The sequence below is a fragment of the Pseudomonas sp. TJI-51 genome, assembly GCF_000190455.2.
Classification (GTDB): Bacteria; Pseudomonadota; Gammaproteobacteria; order Pseudomonadales; family Pseudomonadaceae; genus Aquipseudomonas; species Aquipseudomonas juntendi.
The window spans coordinates 68,746-87,111 of record NZ_AEWE02000014.1 but is presented as its reverse complement, the minus strand read 5'-3'; the positions used below and the strand labels follow the sequence as shown (position 1 = coordinate 87,111).

Sequence of the window (18,366 nt, the reverse complement as noted above, 5' to 3'; positions counted from 1 at the left end):
TCACCGCCCAGTCTTGCTGATCTTTTTGCCGGCCTGCGCGGCCACTTCCAGCGCCTGGCCGTCCCGCTGCTTGCCTTGGCGTGCCAGGCCCTCGAGCTGGGGTATCAGCATGCCTTCCGGCAAGTGCCGCCAGAACCGCCCCGGCATGTGCAGGCGCAGGGCATCAGGGTTGAGGCGGGCAGGGTTGAACGTATGGCGGTAATAGGTACGCCATAGCTCGGCCCCTGGGTCTTCGGCACTGCGCGCCCACTGCCGCCATTGCGCCGGGCAGTGCCGTTGATAGTCGAACCCGGCACCGTCGAAGCGAATGCCATCCTGAGGCGTAGCGATCAGCCAGCGCAACTTGCCCAGGCGGTCGGCGAAGTGTGCACTGGCGCTCTGCATAACATCATGTGCCGGCTCGTGGTAAGCCACCAGGTCCAGTTGCAACTGCCCAGCCACCGCTTCGGGCAGCGGCACGAAGCGTACAAAGGCATGCAAATGATGGGCTTCGCGCGTTACCTGCTTGATGCGCCGTTGCAACTCACTGCCCAGGCGGTCCCCCGCCAGCATTGCGGTGCGGTCGCCGTGGGCGACACGCCACAGCACTTCGTACAGCAGGTTCCAGCGTTGCTCGCCACGGTAGCGAGAGGCCAGTTCCAACTGACCCAACAATTGGGCCGGGACTTTGGCCCGGAAGGGGCCAGGGCCGGTAGGCAGCGCTGCGGGTACAGCCAGCAAATCCGCCATGGGGCCCTGGTTCCAGGTGATTTCCGAAGGGTCGATGCCATGCCCCAGCAACACCCGCGCCTGTTCACGCCATGTGGCGAACAGGTCGTCGCAGTCGAGCGCAATCACCCCCACAACCCCATTTGCACCGGCGCCTGCGGTTCGCGCAGGCGTGCACGCAGCAACCCGCTGCGCAGTTCGGCCTGTGCCGGGCGGTAATCGCTGGTGACGATGAACGGGCGCGCCTTGTCCAGTACGCAGCGCAGCTGAATCAGGTCGTCATAGCGGATACGCCGTTCCCGGCGCAAGGCCACCAGGCGCTGCACGCTGCGCAGGCCAATGCCGGGGATGCGTGCCAGCAGTGCCGGCTCTGCGCGGTTCACGTCCAATGGGAATACCTCGCGGTTGGCCAGCGCCCAGGCCAGCTTGGGGTCGATGTCCAGTGCCAGGTTACCGTGCTGACCCAGCAGCTCACCCGCCTTGTAGCCGTAGCCCCGGAGCAGGAAGTCAGCCTGGTACAAGCGGTGCTCGCGCAACAGTGGGGGGGCGGCCAATGGCACGCTGCCTGGACTGTCGGGGATCGGGCTGAACGCGGAATAGTACACCCGCTTGAGGCCGTAACCCTGGTAAAGCGATTCGGCATTGCGCAACAAGGTGCTGTCATCGGTGCTGTCGGCACCGACGATGACCTGGGTACTTTGCCCCGCCGGGGTAAAGCGCGGTGCCCTGGGTTCATTGGCTACGGCTTGCTGCCCCTGGTGAATGACGCCCATGGCCTGGCGAATGGTGTGTGCCTGCTTTTCAGGCGCCAGGCGCTTGAGGCTGTCGTCGGTCGGCAGTTCGATGTTGACGCTGAGCCGGTCGGCCAGGCGCCCGGCTTCTTCGATCAGCAGCGGGTCGGCGTCGGGGATGGTCTTCAGGTGGATGTAGCCGCGGAAGTTGTGTTCTTCGCGCAACAGCCGGGCCACGCGAATCAGCTGCTCCATGGTGTAGTCCGCCGAACGGATGATGCCAGAGCTGAGGAACAGGCCGCTGATGCAGTTGCGTCGATAGAAATCCAAGGTCAGGCGCACTACCTCTTCCGGGCTGAAACGTGCCCGAGGCACGTTGCTGGAGCGGCGGTTGACACAGTACTGGCAGTCGTATAGGCAAAAATTGGTCAGCAGCACTTTCAGCAGCGACACGCAGCGGCCGTCGGGCGTATAGCTGTGACAAATACCCATGCCATTGGTAGCACCCAGGCCATCGCCACCGCGCGAATTGCGCTTGGGCGCGCCGCTGCTGGCGCAGGAAGCGTCGTACTTGGCAGCGTCGGCCAAAATACCGAGTTTGGCGATGAGTTGCATGGGGGCGTCTCGCTGTACTGAATATTCATACAGTATTTTGAGATCTTACGGATTGCAAGAGGTTGTTCGCCATACCCGACTACTTTCGTCAGAAACATCCCTATTGCTGGGCCACGGTCCACAGCTGCTGGCGAAGCCAGCGCCGCAAGGGATCGGCATGGGTACGCGCATGCCAGATCTGCATCACCTCCACGGGCGGCAGCTCCAGCGGTAGCGGGAACATGCGCAGGTCCTCGTCACGGTCGATAGCTTCGAGGGCCAGCGAGCGCAGGCAGGTCAGAAGCAGGTCGGTACCCCGCAGCAAGCGCATGGGTGCGATGAAGCTGGACAGGCCTGCCACCACCCGGCGTTGCTTGCCCTGGCTGTGCAGGGCGCGATCAACCAGCCCATCAAGGTCACCGGTCAGGGTGGTGAGCAGATGGTCGCTGGCCAGAAATGTGTCCAGGTCCAGGCCGCAACCCAGGCCTGGATGGTTGCGCGAGGCAAGCACTACGAACTGCTCCCTGAGCAGCCGCTGCTGATGGAAGGTGTCGGGCAGGTCGGTGTAGAAGCCGGCGACAGCCAGGTCACAGGTGCCTTTTTCCAGCGCTTCTCGGGGTAACGCGCCCCGGGTGTTGTGTGTAACCAGCGTCAGGTTGGGCGCTTGGCTGCGCAGTATTGGTAACAGCCTGGGCAGCAGTGTCTGCTCCACATAATCGGTGCTGTACAGGTGTACGCGGGCAGGGCGGGCGAGAAAGTCTTGCCCCTCGCAGCGTTCATAGAAGCCTTCCAGGCCCGCTACCAGGCGTTCTACCTCAGGCGCCAGCTCATGCGCCCGCGGTGTGGGGGTAAGCCCTCTGGGCGCACGCACGAACAGGGGGTCGCCAAGCTGGTCTCGCAATTTGCCGAGCTTGTGGCTGAGTGCGGGCTGGCTGAGCGCCATCCGTTGGGCGGCGAGCGTGGCGCTGCGCTCCTGGTAAAGCACATGGAACAGATAGAGCAGGTTCAAGTCCTTGTTGGCGATATTCATATTCCGAATGGCAGCCATGATAACTTTAGAATTATCGAATCATAGCCGTAGCGGTAGGATTCCCCCAGTGATGACTGACCCGGAGCTGCCAATTACACCTTGCGCTCCGCCACTTAGGTATTGCAGGCGCTTGCCTGATCAGGAGTTGACGCATGAAGAAGCTGACCACACTGGCGCTGGCAGTCACCGGCGCGTTGCTTGCCGGCGGTGCCCAATCGGCGCCCAAAGGCGAGGTACTGGTGCTGCTGTCCAGCGAACACCAGCTGCCGTTGCAGAACGGCGAACACTACGCCACCGGCTATTATCTCAATGAGTTCGGTGTGCCCGCCGACCAATTGCTCAAGGCTGGCTACCGCCTGGTGCTGGTGACACCCAAGGGTAATGCCCCGCGCGTGGATCCGCGCTCGGTCGACCCACAGTATTTCGCCGGTGATGCCACAGAGATGCGCCGGATTGAAAAGGTGGTGCAGGGCCTGCCAGACATCGGCGATACCCTGTCGGTGAAAGAAGTGCTGGCTGGCGACCTCGACCGCTATGCCGGGCTGTTCATCCCCGGCGGCCACGCGCCTTTGATCGACTTGGCCAATAACCCGGATGTCGGCACCTTGTTGCGGCATTTCCACCAGGCAGGCAAACCCACAGCGGCTATCTGCCACGGCCCGATCGCTTTGCTGTCGGCGCAGCAGGACCCGGTCGGCTACCAGGCCGCGCTGGCGCGTGGGGAGCCGGCTGCAGCCACAGACTGGGTGTACCAGGGCTACAAGATGACCATCTTCTCTGACCCGGAGGAGCAGGTGTTCGAGCGTTCGCTCAAGGACCAGCGCTTGTTGTTCTACCCGGCGAACGCGATGGCGATGGCCGGAGGCGACATGGGTTATGCCAAGGCCTGGCAACCGAATGTGGTGGTGGATCGCGAGTTGATTACCGGGCAAAACCCGTTCTCGGACAAGGCCCTGGCCAAGGCGCTGCTGGAAAAACTCGGTGAGCGCGCGAAGCTCACGGCCGAGGCCAACTGAAGCGCAAGCGGCCAGCTAAAGCAGAAGGGGCGCCACAGTGGCGCCCCTTCATGTTTACCGCTTAGGCTTCAGCGTCCCAAGGACGATCACCTTTTTCATCCTTGACGCGGGTCGGCAGGCCCATCACGTCCAGCGCCTTGAGGAACGGCTCGGCTGGCAGCTCCTCGACGTTGACCATGCGTTTGGCATCCCACTCGCCACGGGCAACCAGCAGGGCCGCAGCCACTGGCGGTACGCCTGCGGTGTAGGAGATGCCCTGGCTGTCGGTTTCGGCGTAGGCCTCTTCGTGGTCGGCCACGTTGTAGATGAACACTTCGCGCGGTTGACCGTTCTTGGTACCTTTGACCAGGTCGCCGATGCAGGTCTTGCCGGTGTAGCCCGGGGCCAGCGAGGCCGGGTCTGGCAGCACGGCCTTGACCACTTTCAGCGGCACCACTTCCAGGCCTTCGGCCGTTTTCACCGGCTGCTCGCTGAGCAGGCCAAGGTTTTTCAGCACCGTGAACACATTGATGTAGTGTTCGCCAAAGCTCATCCAGAAGCGCACGTTCGGCACGTTGAGGTTCTTCGAAATCGAGTGAACTTCGTCATGGCCGGTGAGGTAGAGGTTTTGCGAGCCGACCACCGGCAGGTCGTCGGTACGCTTGACTTCGAACATGGTGTTGCTGGTCCACTGGCTGTTCTGCCAGCTCCACACTTGCCCGGTGAACTCGCGGAAGTTGATTTCCGGGTCGAAGTTGGTGGCGAAGTACTTGCCATGCGAACCGGCATTGACGTCGAGAATGTCGATCGAATCAATGCTGTCGAAATACTGTTGCTGCGCAAGTTTTGCGTAGCTGTTGACCACACCCGGGTCAAAGCCGACCCCGAGAATGGCGGGGATGTTCTTTTGTTGGCACTCTTCGAGGTGTTTCCACTCGTAGTTGCCGTACCACGGCGGGGTCTCGCAGATCTTGCCCGGCTCTTCGTGGATGGCGGTGTCCAGGTAGGCGACACCGGTATCGATGCAGGCACGCAGCACCGACATGTTGAGGAAGGCGGAACCGACGTTGATCACGATCTGCGACTCGGTCTCTTGGATCAGCGCCTTGGTCGCCTCGACATCGAGGGCATTGAGCGAGAAGGCCTGGATGTCGGCGGGAACCTTGAGGCTACCCTTGGCCTTGACGCTGTCGATGATGGCCTGGCATTTGGAGATGTTCCGTGACGCGATAGCGATACGACCCAGTTCGTCGTTATGCTGCGCGCACTTGTGGGCCACCACCTTGGCGACACCTCCTGCACCAATGATAAGAACGTTCTTCTTCAATTTACCTGTTGCTCCTTACTTGGGAAGCCGGCCTTACGACAGGCTGGAAACGTAGTCTTCAAAACCGAACTCACGGACGACCTCGACGCTGCCGTCGAGTTGCTTGACCGCGATGGACGGCATTTTCAAACCGTTGAACCAGTTTTTCTTGACCATGGTGTAACCGGCCGTGTCTACGAACGACAGGCGATCGCCAATGGCCAATGGGCGGTCGAACTGGTACTCACCGAAGATGTCACCGGCCAGGCACGATTTGCCGCAGACCATGTAGGTGTGCTCGCCGTCGTTGGGGGCCATCTTGGCGTTCAGGCGGTAGATCAGCAGGTCGAGCAGGTGCGCTTCGATCGAGCTGTCGACCACGGCCAGGTGCTTGCCGTTGTACAAGGTGTCGAGCACGGTCACTTCCAGCGAGGCGCTGTTGGTGATGGCGGCTTCGCCAGGCTCCAGGTACACCTGCACCCCGTAGGTTTGCGCGAAGGCCTTGAGGCGCGCGCAGAAGGCGTCTACTGCGTAGTCTTCACCGGTGAAGTGGATGCCGCCGCCCAGGCTGACCCACTCGACCTGGTGCAGCAGGTGGCCGAAGCGCTCTTCGATGTGCGTGAGCATCTTGTCGAACAGGCCGAAGTCACCGTTCTCGCAGTTGTTGTGGAACATGAAGCCAGAGATCTGGCCGATCACCTGCTCGATCTTGGCTGGGTCCCATTCGCCCAGGCGGCTGAACGGCCGGGCCGGGTCGGCCAGCAAGTAGTCGGAGCTGCTGACCTGCGGGTTGACGCGCAGGCCGCGCACCTTGCCTTCGGACTGGTCGGCAAAGCGTTGCAGCTGGCCGATCGAGTTGAAGATGATCTTGTCGCAGTTCTCGAGCATTTCCTCGACCTCGTCGTCGGCCCAGGCCACGCTGTAGGCGTGGGTCTCGCCGGCAAACTTCTGGCGGCCGAGCTTGAGCTCGAACAGGGAAGACGAGGTGGTGCCGTCCATGTACTGCTGCATCAGGTCGAATACCGACCAGGTGGCAAAGCACTTGAGGGCGAGCAGTGCCTTGGCACCGGAGTGTTCGCGCACGTAGGCGATCTTCTCCATGTTGCTGAGCAGCTTGGTTTTATCGATGAGGTAGTACGGCGTCTTGATCATTTAAAGGCCCCCGGCCAGGCCGGCCAAAAAAAGGACACGCATTGTGCCTTCCCTTGCCGCAGATCGAAAGGGCGCAGGGCATTTTTCCTTTGCGTGGCTGCCACTGCCGGGCAGAGTCGCCGGCAGTGTCGGGTTCAGTGATACACGGCAAAGGAAACAGACAGATGACAGCCCGTATCAGTCGACCTGTCGCAACCACGCCTGTATCTGTTCCAAAGTGGCGGTAGCACCCCCGCATACCACCACCAGCACGTTCGAGTAACGCGCCATGGCGCTGGCGTCGTAGGCCAGCGCCAACGCGGCGCCACAGGCGGGCTCCACCAGTAGCCGATGGTCTTGCAGAAAGCGTTCGCAAGCCTGCAGCGCGGCACGGTCGCTGACCAGGTGGCTGTGTACCGGTTGCCGACGCGTACAGGCCAGCGCCTGTTCGGCCACCCGCTTGGCACCCAGCGAGCCGGCGATCGAGGCAATGCGCGGCAACGCCACGGTGTGCCCGGCTTGCATGGCCGCGTGCAGCGAGGCAGCGCCGGTCGTCTCCACGGCCAGCACCGGCACGTCCGCCCAGCCATTGCGTTGCAGCCCCTCGACCACGCCGCTGAGCAGCCCGCCACCCCCCACCGACAGCACGACCGCATCGGGCTTGAAGCCGGTCGCAACCACTTCGTCGACCAGGCTGGCATGCCCGGCCCATAGCAGCGGGTCGTCGAAGGGGTGAATGAAGGCATCGCCAGCGCCTACCAGGGTCAGTGCCAGTTCGTTGGCTTCCTGCCACGAGCTGCCGTGTACCAGTACCTTGGCATTTTCCAGGCGCAGCAGTTCCTTGGCCCGTTCGGTGGTGGTCTCGGGCACCACCACGGTCACCGGCACCCCCAGTTTGCGCCCGGCGTAGGCCACCGCCAGGCCGGCATTGCCCCCCGAGGACGACACCAGGTGCCTGGCACCCCGCGCGTAGTGAACCTCGCAGGCGTGGCCCACCCCGCGCAGCTTGAACGAGCCACAAGGCTGCAGGGCGTCAAGCTTGAGCCAGATGTTGCGCCCGGCAGCCAGCGACAGCGGGCGTGATTCGATCAGGGGCGTAGGGATGTGCAAGGTCATAGGCTGGCTCCGCGCAATTGTTCGAGGTAGTTGTAGATGGTGTAGCGGGTCACGCCGAGTGCGCTGGCGGCCTTCTCGACGCCGCCTTTGACCATGAACAGGCCACGCTCCTGCATCACGCGCACAGCTTCGAGCTTGGCCTGCTTGTTCATTCGCCCTTGGCCGTTGCGCTGCAGTGCGCCCTGGATGATTTCGCTCATCAGCAGCGCCATGTCGGCAGGCTCGGTGGCGGTCGGCGTAGCGCCCAGGGGCTGGAAGTGCTGGAGGAACTGCATGGCCGCGTCCAGGCCGGTAACATCGGTGTTCACACACAGGCTGGCAAACGGGTGCCCGCTGCTGTCGCGGAATATCGCGGTGGCGCTGCGCAGCGTGCGGCCCTTGAGGGTAGTGGGGTAGTCGGGCAGCACCACCGGCTCACAACCCTGCTGGTCGGCCGAGGCCTGCATCAGGGCCTTGAAACCCTGGTCCTGTTCCGGGGCGGCAAGGATCGGGCTGCCGATGCTGCGACCGGAAAGGTGGCCATTGACGATAGCCACCACCGAGTGCTCGGGGTGGTCGAGGTCGTGCAGGAGGATTTCCATGTTGCGCGCGGCAACGCTGCCCAAGGCCTGGATGGCGGCCTTGAGCACGGTGAGGGTGAGCTGGCGCTCGGCAGTGGGTGTCATGAGCAACGAGCCGCTAAAATCAACGATTTGTGTATATTTACACGAATCGTTGATTTTAGCGACGGTTACCTGAAGGGCGTTGCCGTGGGGGGGTCAACCCAGCGCGGGGGTGCGCGGCGGCACAATGCGGCGCGAACCGGTCGCTTCAAAGGCGGCCGCAAAGGTCAGCAGGGCATTGTCGCTGTAGGCCCGCCCGGCGAAGGTCAGGCCCACCGGCATACCGATGTCGGCCATGACGCCCATCGGTACGGTCACGGTCGGTACGCCAAGGTGGCGGATCGCCAGGTTGCCATTGGCCACCCATACGCCGTTGCTCCAGGCGATGTCCGCCGATACCGGGTTGACGTCGGCATCGGCCGGGCCGACATCGGCCACGGTGGGGAACAGCACGGCGTCCAGGCCTTGGGCGTCCATCCAGTCTTCCAGGTCCAGCTTGCGGGTCCGCTCCAGGCCGCGCAGCCCATCGGGCAGGGTCTCGATCTGGTCCCAGGTTTTCAGGCCACGCTTGGCCATGTTGACGTATTCGTCCATGCCGGCTGCAAGGTCGTCTTCGCGGTTGGGCAGGGTGCCCGGGTCGTGCGGGAAAATCTGAGGCCCATCGACATCCGCCAGGCGGTTGAGCTTGGGGTCGCCATTGGCGCGCAGGAAATCATCGAAGCCCCAGCCCGACAGCTCCCACAGCTCGTCGTGCAGGAATTCCTTGCTGACGATGCCGCGGTTGTACACCGTGGGTGCGCCGGGGCGGTCCCCTTCGCAGTTGGACACCAGCGGGAAATCGACGTCCACCACTTGCGCGCCGGCCGCTTCCAGGGCCTGACGTGCCTGTTGCCACAAGGCGATAACGCTGGCGCGGGTGTGGATGCGCTGGCCGGTAGGGCCCCCGATACCGGGCTTTTGCGAAGTGCCGGCTGCGTCGTCGGCATTGATGTACATGCGCGGCACGCCGAAGCGTTTGCCCTTGAGGGCGCCGGCATCGGCGGCCAGGTCCAGGTACGACGCCGGGCGCACCGCCGAGGCCGCAGGGATGGGCACCCAGGGCTGCAGGCGCCACAGGTCGCCACGCTTGTCGGGGTCATCGGCGACCACGACGTCGAGTACCTCCAGCAGGTCGGCCATGGTGCGCGCATAGGGCACCACCACATCCATGGTCGGGGTCAGCGGCCAGTTGCCGCGCACCGAAATCACCCCACGCGAAGGCGTGTAGGCGCACAGGCCATTGTTCGAGGCGGGGCCGCGGCCACTGGACCAGGTTTCTTCGGCCAGGCCGAAGGCGCTGAAACTGGCGGCGGTAGCCGTGCCGGCGCCGTTGGACGAGCCCGAGGCGAACGGCGCGGTCAGGTAATGGGCGTTGTACGGGCTTTCGGCGCGGCCATACACACCGCGCTGCATGCCCCCGTTGGCCATGGGCGGCATGTTGGTCTTGCCCAGGCATATGGCCCCGGCGGCGCGCAGGCGCTCGATGGTGAAAGCGTCGCGCTGGGCCACCAGGTCTTTGAAGGCCGGGCTGCCCGATGCCGCAGTCAGGCCTTTGACCAGGTAGCTGTCCTTGGCGGTGTAGGGAATGCCGTCCAGCGGGCTCAGCAGTTGGCCTTTGGCGCGGCGGGCATCGGAGGCCTCGGCTTCTTGCAGCGCCTGCGGGTTGCGCACCACTACGGCGTTCAGGGCGGTGGCCGTGTCGGCGCCGTCGTAGGCATCAATGCGGGCCAGGTAGGCCTTGACCAGCTCGACCGCCGTCGTGCGGCCCGATTCGAGCGCGTCGCGCAGCTCGGCAATGGAAACCTCGGTTACCTCGATCATGCGTTCACCAAACAATGTACAGGTGGGGGCTATTGCGGGGAGTGTACAAGAAGGGCTACGCGGACGCAGGTTTGCGCAGGGGCAAACGGTTTTGTGCAGGTGGGCATTGTCATGCCCGAGCACGCGGCAGGCATTGGCAGGGGCGGCCCTGTATCACCACAGGGCCACCTTCGGCGCGCGTTGTATCAGTTGTCCAGATCCGCAGGCGAATGCCGTTCAGGCACCTGGCTGGCCTCGTCGCCCCAGGTGCGGTTCACCCGGGTGCCGCGTTGCACTGCGTTGCGCTGGGCAATCTCTTGCGCCCAGCGCTGCACATTCGGATACTCGTCCACCGCCAGGAACTCAGCTGCGCCATACAGGTTGCCCAGTACCAACTGGCCGTACCAGGGCCATACGGCAATATCGGCGATGCTGTATGCCTCACCGCCCAGGTATCGGCTTTCGGCCAGGCGCCGGTCAAGCACATCGAGCTGACGCTTGGCCTCCATGGTGAAGCGGTTGATGGCGTACTCGAACTTCTCCGGCGCGTACACATAGAAATGACCGAAGCCGCCACCCAGGTAGGGCGCCGCTCCCATCTGCCAGAACAGCCAGTTCAGGCACTCGGTGCGCGCAGCAGGCGCTGTCGGCAGCAGGGCGCCGAACTTTTCTGCCAGGTACAACAGGATCGAGCCGGACTCGAAGACTCGCACCGGTGGTTCCTGGCTGCAGTCGAGCAGCGCGGGGATCTTGGAGTTGGGGTTGACGTGAACGAAGCCGCTGGAAAACTGGTCGCCTTCGCCGATGCGGATCAGCCAGGCATCGTATTCCGCGCCAGCGTGGCCGAGTTCAAGCAGCTCTTCCAGGGCAATGGTGACCTTCACGCCGTTGGGTGTGGCCAGGGAATACAGCTGCAGCGGTTGCTTGCCCTTGGGCAGGTCCTTGTCATGGGTAGGGCCGGCGACGGGGCGGTTGATGCTGGCGAACTGGCCCCCGGATGCAGCGTCAGGGCGCCAGACCTTGGGTGGCACGTAGGCGGGTTTGCTCATGCATGAAACTCCTTCAAGGGCGCTGAAGCGGTCAGATAAAACCGTTGACCGTCATCTATGCCACGGGTTCGCCGCCAGGCGCAAATGCAGGGTGCGCGTGCAGGCCTGGCATAACGCCAGTTTCATCCAGTTTTCATGCGGCGCCTGCGGGGCCAGGCCTATGCTGGGTTATCGCATTGCCACGCAAGGAGCCGCTGGCCGATGACTCTCCCCCGTTGCGTGTTGACGCTGGCGCTGTGCGCCTGCCTGCTGGCCCATGCCGAGGCTGCGCAATGGGCAGCAGGCCTGCATCACATGACCCTGACCGACCCGGTCGATAACCGGCCCATGCAGGCGCTGGCGTTCTACCCAGCGCTGGGCCCGGCCCGCACTAGCCGTATCGATGGCTACCCGCTCGACGTGGCTGAAGAGGCCCCCATCGCCATGGGGCGCTTCCCGCTGTTGGTGCTGTCGCACGGCAATACCGGCAGCCCGCTGGCGTTGCATTACCTGGCTACGGCGTTGGCGCGCGCAGGGTTCGTGGTGGTGGCGGTGGTCCACCCCGGGGACAACACCCGCGACCACAGCCGCCTGGGCACCCTGAGCAATCTGTATGGCCGGCCGTTGCAGCTCAGCGCTGCGATCACTGCGGCCCGCGCAGACAGCGTGGTGGGCCCGTACCTGACGGACGGCAAGGTGGGTGTGATCGGCTACTCGGCGGGTGGTGAAACGGCGTTGATCTTGTCTGGCGCGCACCCGGACCTGGAGCGTTTGCGCCAGTACTGCCTGGAACGCCCGAACGACGCCGACGCCTGCAAGACCCACGGCATATTGATAGCCGACCGCAGTGAGCTTGGCCCCAAGGCCGACCCGCGTGTCGGCGCGGTGATGTTGATGGCGCCGCTCAGCCTGCTGTTCGGGCGGCATGCCCTGGCCGGGGTGCAGGTGCCTGCACTGATCTACAGCGGCGACAGTGACCAGTTGGTGGCGGTGGACCGCAACGCCGCAGCGCTGGCCCGCAAGCTGCCAGTCACACCGGATTACCGGCTGTTGGCCGGTGCCGGGCATTTCGTGTTCATGGCCCGTTGCGATGCCGAGCAATACCAGCGCATGCCGGTGCTGTGCAAGGATGCCGAAGGCGTTGACCGTCGGCATATCCACCACTCACTGCAACGTGAAACCGCAGCGTTCTTCAGCGAGGCGCTGGGGGCGCCGCAAGTGGCCGAGCGCTCAGCGGCCACGGCCACGCCGCGCCAGTAGCAGCGTCAGCCCAACGCCGGCCAGTGCCAGCAGGGCGGCCACGCAGAAGATCGAGGCATAGCCCAGGTGCGCGGCAACCGCCCCCATTACCGGCCCGGCGAGGGCCAGGGCCATGTCGAAGAACACCGCGTAGGCGCTCAGCCCGGCACCCCGGCTGCTGCTGGGTACCTGCCTGATGGCTTCAACGCCCAGTGCCGGGTACACCAGCGACAGCCCAAAGCCGGTCAGCCCTGCGCCCAGCAACGCCCACGGTGGTGAGGGCGCCAGCCACAGCAGGCCAAGGCCGAGCACTTCGGTGGCCATGCAGGCGACCGCGACGTTGTAGCCACCAAAGCGGTTGACCGCGTTGACGAACAGCAGCCGGGAGATGATGAAGCACACGCCAAACGCGCTCAGGCACCAGGCTGCTCCGGCCCAGCCACGCTCAAGGTAATACAGGGTGACAAAGGTGGTCAGGGTGCCGTACCCGATGGAAGCCAGGGTCAGGCCAACACCACACGGCGCGACCCGGCCGAACGCCGACCAGAAGGGCAGGCGCTCGCCGCGCGTCACCGCCACGTCGGGGCGTTTGCGCAGCACCAGCAGGGCAATGGCTGCCAACCCCAGCAGCGCCGGGCCCAGCACGCTGAAGCCCAGCCCGTCGACGGCCAGCACACCCACCGGCGCGCCGATGGCGATGGCACCGTAAGAGGCGATGCCGTTCCATGAAATGACCCGGGCGGTGTGTTCAGGGCCGACCTGGCTGATTCCCCAGCTCAGGGTCGCCACGCCGATCAACCCTTGGGCTATGCCCAGCAGCAGGCGCCCGGCAAGCAGTAGGCCCAGGCTGAGGGTTGGCAGGTTCAGCGCCCAGGCGGACAGCAGGGTCAGCACACCGCAGCCGGCGATACCCAGCAGGCCATAGCGTATTGCCCGCTTGCCGCCCAGGGTATCGGCCACCCTGCCGGCTAATGGCCGGCTGAGCAGGGTGGCCAGGTATTGCAAGGCGATGGTCACGCCCGCGATCACGGCGCCGAAGCCCAGCTGATCGTGCACATGGCTGGGCAGTACAGCAATCGGCAGGCCGATGCAGAGGAAGGCAATGAAGGTGTAGAAAACGATCGACAGGATTTGCAGGGTTATGTGCAAGCTATCGCTGGGGGGAGCAGGTTGTTGCGCGGTCATGGGCTCGTTCGCGGGCGGGCGGTTGGGCGTGAACCCATCATGGCCGTTGCGCGAAGGAAATGAAAGCAGGCTAACGAATTTTTCGTCGAGAGGCCTCGCGCTGTGGCGCAAGGCCCAGCCGCCCAAGGCGGCCAGGCCTCAAGGCTCAATCAGACCAACACACCCTGGCTACGCAGGTAGTCGTCGTAGGTACCGCTGAAGTCCACCACACCATCGGCCGAGAGCTCGATGATGCGGGTAGCCAGCGACGAAACGAATTCGCGGTCGTGGCTGACGAACAGCAGGGTGCCTGGGTAGTTTTCCAGCGCCAGGTTGAGTGCTTCGATCGACTCCATGTCCAGGTGGTTGGTCGGTTCGTCCATCACCAGCACGTTGGGTTTTTGCAGGATCAGCTTGCCGAACAGCATGCGGCCTTGTTCACCACCGGAAATCACCTTCACCGACTTGAGGATCTCGTCGTTGGAGAACAGCATGCGCCCCAGGGTGCCGCGGATCACCTGCTCGCCGGATGTCCACTGGCCCATCCAGTCGAACAGGGTCATGTCGTCTTCGAAGTCGTGGGCGTGGTCTTGCGCGTAGTAGCCGACTTCGGCGCTGTCGGTCCACTTCACCGAACCGGCATCCGGGGTCATTTCGCCGACCAAGGTGCGCAGCAGGGTGGTCTTGCCGATACCGTTGGGGCCGATGATCGCCACGCGCTCACCCGCTTCCACGGTAAGGTCGAAGTTCTTGAACAGCACCTTGTCATCGAAAGCTTTGGCCATTTTCTCGACGACCACGGCCTGGCGGTGCAGCTTCTTGGTTTGTTCGAAGCGAATGAACGGGCTGACGCGGCTGGACGGTTTCACCTCGGCCAGCTGGATCTTGTCGATCTGCTTGGCGCGCGAAGTGGCCTGCTTGGCTTTCGAAGCGTTGGCCGAGAAGCGGCTGACGAAGGTCTGCAGTTCGGCGATCTGGGCTTTCTTCTTGGCGTTGTCCGCCAACAATTGCTCGCGCGACTGGGTGGCGGCCGTCATGTACTCGTCGTAGTTGCCCGGGAACAGGCGCAGCTCGCCGTAGTCCAGGTCAGCCATGTGGGTGCACACGCTGTTGAGGAAGTGGCGGTCGTGGGAAATGATGATCATGGTGCTGTTACGCGCCGTGAGGATCGTTTCGAGCCAGCGGATGGTGTTGATGTCCAGGTGGTTGGTCGGTTCGTCGAGCAGCAGCACGTCCGGGTCCGAGAACAGCGCCTGGGCCAGCAGCACACGCAGCTTCCAGCCAGGGGCCACTTCGCTCATCGGGCCGAAGTGCTGCTCAAGCGGAATACCCAGGCCCAGCAGCAGTTCGCCGGCGCGCGACTCGGCGGTGTAGCCGTCCATTTCGGCGAATTCGGTTTCCAGTTCGGCGACGGCCATGCCGTCTTCCTCGGACATTTCCGGCAGCGAGTAGATACGGTCGCGCTCAGCCTTGACCTTCCACAGCTGGCCGTGGCCCATGATCACCGTGTCGATGACGGTGAATTCCTCGTAGGCGAACTGGTCCTGGCGCAGCTTGCCCAGGCGGGTGTTGGGTTCGAGCATGACCTGGCCACCCGAAGGCTCCAGGTCACCGCCGAGGATCTTCATGAAAGTCGACTTGCCGCAGCCGTTGGCGCCGATCAGGCCGTAGCGGTTGCCGTTGTTGAATTTGACAGAAACGTTTTCGAACAGCGGCTTGGAGCCGAACTGCATGGTGATGTTGGCGGTGGAGATCAAGGAGCTTACCTATCAATAACTTACGTGGCTTCTTCGCAGCTGCGGACCAATTTGGGGCCAGTCTGGCGCTTTTCCAGTTCTGACCAGTGGTTGGACGAGTCAATCCAGCGCGCATAAGTCGATAAGAGCATCTGCACGCCATGCCCGAGCTGTTGGGCGATAAATGTGGGGTTGAGACCAGACATTGAGCGTATTGTCGCATAGGTATGGCGGCAGTTATACGGGGGCGGTACCTGATCCCCAAACCTGCGAGGATCGGCCGCCATGGTTGATGCCGGTCAGACGTGACCGTCCCCCTTGAAGGATGACTTGATGAATTCCAATCACAGTGTCTATGCCGTCGATCATATTGGCTTCGCCGTCAGCTCACTGGAAGAAGCCATTCGCTTCTGGACAATCGGGCTTGGTTTCACGCTCGAACGCCAGTCGGAAATGGGAGGACCATTCATTCTCGATGTAACCGGCACCGCCGACCCGAAGGTGCGAACGGCGATAGTGAAAGGGCCGGATGGCAGCCGAGTGGAGTTGCTGGAATATTCGCAGGGTGCCCGCCACGGTGTCACTCCGCCTACGGCATCTGCGATTGGCTCAGCGCATCTGGCATTGAGCGTGCAAGACATGCACGCCGTACTCGGTCGCATCGAGCAAGCGGGCTGGCAGGCCAGGGGTACGCCTCAACCGATTCCCGCAGGCCCACGCAAGGGTACGCTGGTGGTGTATGTGACCGGGCCAGATAACATTACGCTGGAGCTGATGCAGGCGGCTGAGTAGCGGGCTGCGAACAGCCTCCCGTATCTCAGGCCATTGATCGTGATGATGGGCAACCTAGCCAACGGTAATGCCGCCATCGGGCATAAGCGTGCGCATTGGGCCGAGAAAGGCAATGGTGATCGGCTGCTCCCGACCTGAAGCTGCCCCTGCCAAGACACTCAGAGAAGTGGGGTGGAGTGTCGGCGCCCCACCCGCTATGATGCTGCCGGGGTCAGCAACCCATGCAAACTGTGCAATGCGCGGGCGATTCAGGACCTCCTGTCACTCGTGCCTAGGTAGGTCAGGGTACCGGATTACCCTGAGTCATGAATGAGGACGTTATGAAACACATAGTGGGAATTTCCGCAGCCATCGTTATGGCGTGTAGCCTGTCAGCACAGGCGGATGAGAAAGTACCTGCCCCAAACGAGAAGAATTGTTCGGGTAGCACGTATGATCAGATCCTCGCCAGTCTTTCGAAAGACTCTGATCGCAATGAATTCGTTTTCAACTGCAAGAGTTTTAACCAAGCTCGAAAACACACAGAGTGGAAGTTCGAGAAGAGCCCACCGGACGATTTCTGACCGCTGATGTGATTCAGTGCTCGGCTCTGCACGTCGATACAGGTTTACCTTTGATCGTACGACGTTATGGAGAAATCAGCCCGTCTGGAGCAGAGCTAGTCAGACTGTGTGAAAGCCCACTGATCGGCCTTACACGCCCCGACTTGTGCGGGGCGTTGTTTTTTACTGACAAAAGCGCTTCATCAGCGCTGACACCTCCTTTGAAGTATTACAGCTGAGCGCCCGCAATCCCCCGGACGATCACCGAGCTGCCGGCGGCCACTCGCGGTACGCCAGCCAATAAAGGCATGGCCCACATCTGAATCTGGTATTTCATCTGCGCGCGCACAGCTGATTAGCATCGTCGATGTCTTTCTGTCGACGAGAACAATAACGTGAACCTTGGATTGATCATTACCCGGAGTGCCCGTTACTGGGCGGACCACATCGCCGTGGCGGACAGCCAGACGCGCCTGACCTACGCGCAGTTGGAACGGCGCAGCAACCGCCTGGCGTCCGCGCTGGGTACGCTTGGCGTGGGCGTTGGCAAGCATGTGGCGATTCTTGCCGCCAACCGCGTGGAACTGGTCGAAGCGGAAGTGGCGCTGTACAAGGCGGCGATGGTCAAGGTGCCGATCAATGCGCGGCTGTCGGTGGATGAAGTGGTGCGGGTACTGGAAGACTCCTGGACTGTCGCGCTGATCACCTGATGCGCACTTTGCCGGTCAGCGTGGGCGCCAACTTCTAGTGCAGCCTGGCGGCAAACACCGTGCTTGGCGGCTTCAGACTGCAGCCTGCGTGAACTGCTCGATCGTAGCGATCAGGCGTTCTGGCTGGTTGTAGAGGTCTGGCCCGCTGAAGGCATGCATGCGCTGGTCGAGCTCGACCAGCAACAGCGGCACACCATTTGCGCCCGCTTTGCGCATCAGTGCCTGCGCTTCGGTGAAGCGGGCCGAGGTTTGGCTGGCCAGTTGCTGTTGCCGGGTAAGCGCCGTGAGCAGTGCCTGCGCATCGGCCGTGAAACCCTCCTGGCCCAGGAAGTCGGCAGTGCAGGCCGCCACTACCTCGGGCGACGAGGTATCAAGGCCATCCACGTAGCGCGCTGTTTGCAGGGCCGCGTACAGCTTTGGCTCCAGCGCCTTGCCGTACCCTCGGGCCAGGGTAAGCGCACGGCTGACCGGCAGTGAGTCGAACCGCAGAGAGGGGTCACCGAGAATCTGCTTGAAATACAACTCGCTGAAGGGCTGGCCGGTGAGTGAAGCGATTCGCAAGTCATTGGCCCGGGCGAAGTGGGCAAACTCAGCGTTTATCTGCCGTGCACCTGGCCCTGCGAAAAGCCCTGTCGGGTGCATCTCCAGCTCATCGGCGAAGCGCTCTGCCAGGTGCCTCAGCGTGTCGGCGCTGGCATAGCACCATCCACAGAGCGGGTCGAACAGAAAGTGCAATTTCATAGCGGCCATCATCAGGCTCCTTGAATGTGATGGCGCCAGACTATTCGATTGGTATGCGCGGAAATAGGCGATTACAGCGCACAGATTATTGCGCAAACCGGGCAAATGCGGTTCGAAAACCTGCCTGTCGCAGCCGAGCCTTTTCCCGGAAACGGTGCACGGATTCGGCCGCCCCAGCCCGCTGCTGGGCAGCGCCGCACCGTGGCTGAACTTTTGCCGGCGTTGATGGCTCTGAGCCATTCCCACAGCGCATTGTGCGCTGCGGCGTCTCAGAGACCCTGTCATGTTTTCCGATGAATTCCTGGTTGCTTATGTCGTGGTCGAGGTGGTGCTGGTCGTGGCGGCTTTTGCTATCGGCGTTC

At 63.0% G+C, this 18,366-nt stretch carries 16 protein-coding genes and 2 pseudogenes; 5 read left to right on the top strand and 13 right to left on the bottom strand.

Annotated elements, in window-relative coordinates:
* The 3 genes from G1E_RS03780 to G1E_RS03770 all read right to left on the bottom strand — a co-directional run bounded on the left by G1E_RS03780 (position 1) and on the right by G1E_RS03770 (position 3,063).
* A complete protein-coding gene (locus G1E_RS03780) occupies positions 1 to 843 on the bottom strand; it encodes a TIGR03915 family putative DNA repair protein (protein ID WP_033691180.1) in 843 nt (280 codons plus the stop codon).
* Positions 834 to 2,054 (bottom strand): putative DNA modification/repair radical SAM protein, encoded by a 1,221-nt coding sequence (locus tag G1E_RS03775; protein ID WP_009686599.1) that lies wholly within the window; start codon positions 2,052 to 2,054, stop codon positions 834 to 836. Before G1E_RS03775 ends, G1E_RS03780 begins: the two co-directional genes overlap by 10 nt.
* Before the next feature lie 100 nt (positions 2,055 to 2,154).
* Positions 2,155 to 3,063 (bottom strand): LysR family transcriptional regulator, encoded by a 909-nt coding sequence (locus tag G1E_RS03770; RefSeq protein ID WP_009686600.1) that lies wholly within the window; start codon positions 3,061 to 3,063, stop codon positions 2,155 to 2,157.
* 152 nt (positions 3,064 to 3,215) lie between these two features.
* On the opposite strand from G1E_RS03770, the gene G1E_RS03765 reads away from it, so the two are divergent.
* On the top strand, positions 3,216 to 4,079 hold the full coding sequence (locus tag G1E_RS03765) for a type 1 glutamine amidotransferase domain-containing protein (RefSeq protein WP_009686601.1): 864 nt from the start codon (positions 3,216 to 3,218) through the stop codon (positions 4,077 to 4,079).
* Between the two features lie 61 nt (positions 4,080 to 4,140).
* Here G1E_RS03765 and G1E_RS03760 read toward each other — a convergent pair whose 3' ends face one another.
* The 6 genes from G1E_RS03760 to yghU form a co-directional block, all read right to left on the bottom strand.
* On the bottom strand, positions 4,141 to 5,385 hold the full coding sequence (locus G1E_RS03760; protein WP_047149640.1) for a saccharopine dehydrogenase family protein: 1,245 nt from the start codon (positions 5,383 to 5,385) through the stop codon (positions 4,141 to 4,143).
* 33 nt (positions 5,386 to 5,418) lie between these two features.
* Positions 5,419 to 6,516, bottom strand: coding sequence for a carboxynorspermidine decarboxylase (locus G1E_RS03755; RefSeq protein WP_009686603.1), 1,098 nt, complete (start codon positions 6,514 to 6,516; stop codon positions 5,419 to 5,421).
* A 177-nt stretch (positions 6,517 to 6,693) separates the two neighbouring features.
* Complete coding sequence (locus tag G1E_RS03750) at positions 6,694 to 7,611, bottom strand: pyridoxal-phosphate dependent enzyme (RefSeq protein WP_009686604.1); 918 nt, start codon at positions 7,609 to 7,611, stop codon at positions 6,694 to 6,696.
* Positions 7,608 to 8,276, bottom strand: coding sequence for a PAS domain-containing protein (locus tag G1E_RS03745; protein WP_165944115.1), 669 nt, complete (start codon positions 8,274 to 8,276; stop codon positions 7,608 to 7,610). Before G1E_RS03745 ends, G1E_RS03750 begins: the two co-directional genes overlap by 4 nt.
* A gap of 93 nt (positions 8,277 to 8,369) precedes the next feature.
* Positions 8,370 to 10,073, bottom strand: coding sequence for an amidase (locus G1E_RS03740; protein ID WP_047149638.1), 1,704 nt, complete (start codon positions 10,071 to 10,073; stop codon positions 8,370 to 8,372).
* 185 nt (positions 10,074 to 10,258) lie between these two features.
* Positions 10,259 to 11,101, bottom strand: coding sequence for a glutathione-dependent disulfide-bond oxidoreductase (gene yghU / locus G1E_RS03735; RefSeq protein ID WP_047149637.1), 843 nt, complete (start codon positions 11,099 to 11,101; stop codon positions 10,259 to 10,261).
* A gap of 201 nt (positions 11,102 to 11,302) precedes the next feature.
* Between yghU and G1E_RS03730 the strand changes: the two genes are divergently transcribed.
* Positions 11,303 to 12,340 carry a dienelactone hydrolase gene (locus G1E_RS03730; protein WP_009686611.1) on the top strand — a complete coding sequence of 346 codons (1,038 nt, stop codon included), beginning with the start codon at positions 11,303 to 11,305 and terminating at the stop codon, positions 12,338 to 12,340.
* Here the strand turns inward: G1E_RS03730 and G1E_RS03725 are convergent.
* The 3 genes and pseudogenes from G1E_RS03725 to G1E_RS29160 all read right to left on the bottom strand — a co-directional run.
* Entirely contained in the window at positions 12,311 to 13,504 is a 1,194-nt protein-coding gene (locus G1E_RS03725) for an MFS transporter (RefSeq protein ID WP_009686612.1), read from the bottom strand. The two genes, G1E_RS03730 and G1E_RS03725, sit on opposite strands and share 30 nt — an antisense overlap.
* Positions 13,505 to 13,653: 149 nt before the next feature.
* The gene (locus G1E_RS03720) at positions 13,654 to 15,240 is read right to left on the bottom strand and encodes an ABC-F family ATPase (RefSeq protein WP_009686613.1); all 1,587 of its coding nucleotides are present in this window, start codon (positions 15,238 to 15,240) and stop codon (positions 13,654 to 13,656) included.
* A gap of 20 nt (positions 15,241 to 15,260) precedes the next feature.
* A pseudogene (locus tag G1E_RS29160) lies at positions 15,261 to 15,526 on the bottom strand (site-specific integrase); the annotation flags it as partial.
* A gap of 26 nt (positions 15,527 to 15,552) precedes the next feature.
* Here G1E_RS29160 and G1E_RS03715 point away from each other — a divergent pair.
* The 3 genes and pseudogenes from G1E_RS03715 to G1E_RS03705 form a co-directional block, all read left to right on the top strand.
* On the top strand, positions 15,553 to 16,011 hold the full coding sequence (locus G1E_RS03715) for a VOC family protein (RefSeq protein ID WP_009686615.1): 459 nt from the start codon (positions 15,553 to 15,555) through the stop codon (positions 16,009 to 16,011).
* A gap of 305 nt (positions 16,012 to 16,316) precedes the next feature.
* Positions 16,317 to 16,574 (top strand): entry exclusion lipoprotein TrbK, encoded by a 258-nt coding sequence (gene trbK / locus G1E_RS03710; protein WP_305955439.1) that lies wholly within the window; start codon positions 16,317 to 16,319, stop codon positions 16,572 to 16,574.
* A 374-nt stretch (positions 16,575 to 16,948) separates the two neighbouring features.
* A pseudogene (locus tag G1E_RS03705) lies at positions 16,949 to 17,260 on the top strand (AMP-binding protein); the annotation flags it as partial.
* A gap of 75 nt (positions 17,261 to 17,335) precedes the next feature.
* On the opposite strand, the gene G1E_RS28215 reads toward G1E_RS03705, so the two are convergent.
* A complete protein-coding gene (locus tag G1E_RS28215) occupies positions 17,336 to 18,013 on the bottom strand; it encodes a DsbA family protein (protein WP_009686618.1) in 678 nt (225 codons plus the stop codon).
* Positions 18,014 to 18,366 lie beyond the last annotated feature (353 nt).

Excerpts from the sequence above, each read along its gene's own strand:
- trbK (WP_305955439.1), top strand. The coding sequence starts at position 16,317 with ATGAATGAGGACGTTATGAAACACATAGTGGGAATTTCCGCAGCCATC.
- G1E_RS03730 (WP_009686611.1), top strand. The coding sequence starts at position 11,303 with ATGACTCTCCCCCGTTGCGTGTTGACGCTGGCGCTGTGCGCCTGCCTG.
- G1E_RS03750 (WP_009686604.1), bottom strand. The coding sequence starts at position 7,611 with ATGACCTTGCACATCCCTACGCCCCTGATCGAATCACGCCCGCTGTCG.
- G1E_RS03770 (WP_009686600.1), bottom strand. The coding sequence starts at position 3,063 with ATGAATATCGCCAACAAGGACTTGAACCTGCTCTATCTGTTCCATGTG.
- G1E_RS03755 (WP_009686603.1), bottom strand. The coding sequence starts at position 6,516 with ATGATCAAGACGCCGTACTACCTCATCGATAAAACCAAGCTGCTCAGC.
- yghU (WP_047149637.1), bottom strand. The coding sequence starts at position 11,101 with ATGAGCAAACCCGCCTACGTGCCACCCAAGGTCTGGCGCCCTGACGCT.
- G1E_RS03740 (WP_047149638.1), bottom strand. The coding sequence starts at position 10,073 with ATGATCGAGGTAACCGAGGTTTCCATTGCCGAGCTGCGCGACGCGCTC.
- G1E_RS28215 (WP_009686618.1), bottom strand. The coding sequence starts at position 18,013 with ATGGCCGCTATGAAATTGCACTTTCTGTTCGACCCGCTCTGTGGATGG.
- G1E_RS03775 (WP_009686599.1), bottom strand. The coding sequence starts at position 2,054 with ATGCAACTCATCGCCAAACTCGGTATTTTGGCCGACGCTGCCAAGTAC.
- G1E_RS03765 (WP_009686601.1), top strand. The coding sequence starts at position 3,216 with ATGAAGAAGCTGACCACACTGGCGCTGGCAGTCACCGGCGCGTTGCTT.
- G1E_RS03725 (WP_009686612.1), bottom strand. The coding sequence starts at position 13,504 with ATGACCGCGCAACAACCTGCTCCCCCCAGCGATAGCTTGCACATAACC.
- G1E_RS03745 (WP_165944115.1), bottom strand. The coding sequence starts at position 8,276 with ATGACACCCACTGCCGAGCGCCAGCTCACCCTCACCGTGCTCAAGGCC.
- G1E_RS03715 (WP_009686615.1), top strand. The coding sequence starts at position 15,553 with ATGAATTCCAATCACAGTGTCTATGCCGTCGATCATATTGGCTTCGCC.